Below are 3,273 nucleotides of genomic sequence, written 5' to 3'. Positions count from 1 at the left end.
ACCAAATACATCGTCAGTGGTCCCGATTTCACCGAGCCAGAAACTATTGGCGAGACCGCGAAAAACATCAGATAGAAGAAATACACGTGAAAGGACAGGAGTATCCCCACCACGGGCAATGACTGCGTGTTTGCGTTCACCATTGCTGCCAGCAATAGAAAAGCGGCGAACAGCCACGTGGCCGCAATAATGTCTGGCGCGCCGATCGCCATCTCGCGACCGCGATTCAGCAGGCGCAGCGAGAACATCGCCAGCACCAGCAGCGTGAGCAGCGTGACGGAGGGCGTCGGTGCATGCAGCCGCTTGAAGAGATAGTCCCAGGCGCCGCCCATCAGTGTCACGGTCCAGATGCCAACGAAGAGGATCCCTCCGACGCTCAGGAAGAGGTTGCCGGTGGACGCTGGCTGACGCGTGGAAGCGCCCGGCGTTTTCAGCGAAGCTGCAATGAAACCCATAGGTCCTTACCCCCGGTGCTGCACGGTTTCGTACAGGTCGATGTACTCGCTGACCACGCGCTCTGGCCTGAAGGTGGCCGCCAGCGCCAGAGCCGTCCTGCTGATCGCCTCGTAGCGGTCAGCGTCGTCGTAGGCGGCCTGGAGCTGAACAGCCAGGCCATCCGCTGCATGGATGTCGAACAACCAGCCCGTTTCTCCGGGCTTGACGAGCTCACCGCTGCCGCCGGTTGCGGAGGCGATGACGGGTACGCCGTGGGCGAACGCCTCGAACAGAACCCGCGACAAGGGCTCGGCCCACAACGATGGCACCACACAAACATCGACCTGCTTGAAGAACTCGGGCTGCGGCACGACACCCAGGAACTTGACCGGCAAGCCCTCAGCCAAGGCCCTTAGATGAGCGGTGTAGCTCGGTTCTCCTTCTCCGGCAATCACCAGTTCGACGGCATGGCCCTGCCAAGGGCCGCGAACGAGGCCGGCAAAGGTCTTGAGCAGCATCTCGACGCCTTTGTGCGCCGTCAAGGTGCCAATGAAGCCCACCACGAAGGGGCGCCCGTCGCGCCTGGGATGGCGCCGCGCATCGATGGGCTGATCGGTGCGGTAGCCGTTGTAGATGACGGAGTGCCGCGCCTGCGGGAACGCGCCTTCCTCGAGGTGACGGTCCAGCGTGTAGCGGCTGTTGCCCACGACGGCCGTCACCTGCCGGGTCGCGGCAATCTTGTTGGCCGAAAGCAGCTTGCACTGGAAGCAGCGATCGGTGCCGCAGGGTTGGCCGCCGCGAAAGAAGCCGTAGTTGGCGCAAAGGAGGGCGTAGTCCCTCAGCGTGTGCACGATGGGAATGCGCCTGCGCGACGCGGCGCCCCAGACCGATACCGACAGCCAGGCGAGGTTGTTGGTGTGGACGACGTCGGGGCGGAATGCGTCAAGTGCCTCGTCGGCATGGCGCAAGCTGCCCGCGGTGTAGGTGTTGTGGAGGTGGAAGGCGGCTTTGCGCAAGCCCGATGGCAGGCTGGCGGGCAGCCGCCGCGCAATGTTGGCCGAGGGGCGGCGGAAAACGCGCACCTGCCCCACGCGTTCGGTCTCGGCCGCCGGTTCGCCCGTGGCCAGCACGGCCACTTCATGCCCGTCGGCGGTCAAGGCATCCGCCAGGATCTTCAGCGACCGCTCGGCGCCGCCGACCTGGTCAGGGAAGTAAAAGGAATTCACCATCAACACACGCACGTCAGCCCCTCCTACAAATCGGCATAAGTGAGGTCAGCGCACCGTTGCCAGCTGAACTCGCGGGCGCGCGCCACGCACGCGCCGGCAAGCTGGCCGGCGGCGTTGGCGTCGAGCATGGCGAGCAGCTGTGCTGCGATGTCGGCGGTGTCGCCGGGTTTCGCGAGGAAACCGGTGACGCGGTCCTGAACGACTTCGGGCACCGCATGGGCGGCGGTGCTGACGGTGGGCAGGCCCTGGAACGCCGCCTCCAGAAACACGAGGCCGAAGCCTTCGACGCGCTCTTGATCCGGCTCTGCGGCCAACAGGAAGGCGCGGCTCTCGGCATACGCGGCCCGCACGATGGCGTCGGGCTGCGCGCCAGCGAAGGTCGCGCGAACGCCCAGGCGCTTGGCCTCGGACTGGAGATGCGTCGCGTAAACGGGGTCGACGGGCCGTCCGATGGCCAGGTAGCAGATTGTCTGGCGCTGGCCTGGCGGCAGTTGGGCGATAGCCTGCAGCGCCCGGAGATGGCCCTTGCGCGGGTCGAGCCGCGCCACGGTCAGGACGATGCGGTCTCCCTCGGTCGCCCCGCACAGCCGCCTGACTTGCGCGCGCTCTTCGGCGCTGGCCGGCTCAGCCCAGTACTCCGCCACGCCGAGGGGCGTAACCCGGCGCTCGACGGATGCGGGCGGCGCGAGTTCCCGCTCGACGAGCGAGAGCGTGAACGCACTGTTGGCGCACACGCGGTCCAGGCGATGGACGGCCTGACGAGCCCTCAACCATCTCGCCGAACGAGACCGCCCGAGGACGATGGCGTCCGTGCCGTGGAAGGTCATGACGGTCTTCACCGCACGGGGCACGCCGCTCCACGGCAACGMCAGCAGCAGGGGCCAGTCGGCGACGTGGACGACGTCATAAGTCCGCTGCCTCAGTTGCCGCCGCAATGCACGAATGACGGTGAGCAGCGTCCGGTTCGAATACACGTCGCCAGGAAATCTGAACACCCCAGCGTCGTCCTGCGACGGCGCTGTAGCACTTCTCGCAAAATCAGGCGCCAGTACATCGACGCGGTGCCCGCGGGCCAATGCGGCGCTTCGCACCTCGGCACAATACCGACCAATACCTCCGGGGTACGGCGGATATTCATGCGTGGCGATCAGGATATTCAACGCGACTCCTTCTGGCGACGGTAAAGGGTGATAACGAGGGCGGCGATGATGACCGCGAGCAACAGTTCGCTCGCCAGGCATGTGAGGGCGGCACCCGGCGCCCTGAATTGCGGTATCACGACCAATGCCGTCGCAAGATAGAAAACGACGACGACAAACTGGGCCACCATCCGGTAGCGCTGGTACCCCGCGCCGGACAAGGCGTCAGACAAGGTGTAGTGAACAGCCTGGATCACAGGCAGCACCGCCAGCCATTTGATCAAGGGGATGGCCTTCGCATAGCCCGCGCCAAAAACAAGAGGCAAATAATCAGCGCCCAGGACCAACACGGCGGCGACTCCCAACGAGTAAGGCAAAGCGAACGTGAGCACCCGCCGCGACAAGGCCAGCGCCTGTGCAATTCCGCCTTGCCCTTGCCGGAAGAACCTGCCCGCCGCCGCGTCGAGCAT

At 65.3% G+C, this 3,273-nt stretch carries 4 protein-coding genes; all 4 read right to left on the bottom strand.

What is annotated here, in order from left to right; all coding sequences use genetic code 11:
* On the bottom strand, positions 1-455 hold a 455-nt coding region (locus tag ACXJKR_RS27995; protein WP_457325617.1), incomplete at its 3' end, for a hypothetical protein.
* Positions 456-461: 6 nt separating this feature from the next.
* The gene (locus ACXJKR_RS27990; RefSeq protein WP_157282113.1) at positions 462-1,676 is read right to left on the bottom strand and encodes a glycosyltransferase family 4 protein; all 1,215 of its coding nucleotides are present in this window, start codon (positions 1,674-1,676) and stop codon (positions 462-464) included.
* Between the two features lie 11 nt (positions 1,677-1,687).
* Positions 1,688-2,824 carry a glycosyltransferase family 4 protein gene (locus ACXJKR_RS27985; protein ID WP_457325616.1) on the bottom strand — a complete coding sequence of 379 codons (1,137 nt, stop codon included), beginning with the start codon at positions 2,822-2,824 and terminating at the stop codon, positions 1,688-1,690.
* A partial coding sequence (locus ACXJKR_RS27980) for a lipopolysaccharide biosynthesis protein (RefSeq protein ID WP_457325614.1) occupies positions 2,821-3,273 on the bottom strand: 453 nt, incomplete at its 5' end. The genes ACXJKR_RS27985 and ACXJKR_RS27980, both read right to left, overlap by 4 nt.

The organism is Roseateles sp. P5_E11 (genome assembly GCF_054049355.1).
The sequence above is the reverse complement of the archived record's forward strand: the minus strand, read 5'-3'. Positions and strand labels throughout refer to the sequence as shown.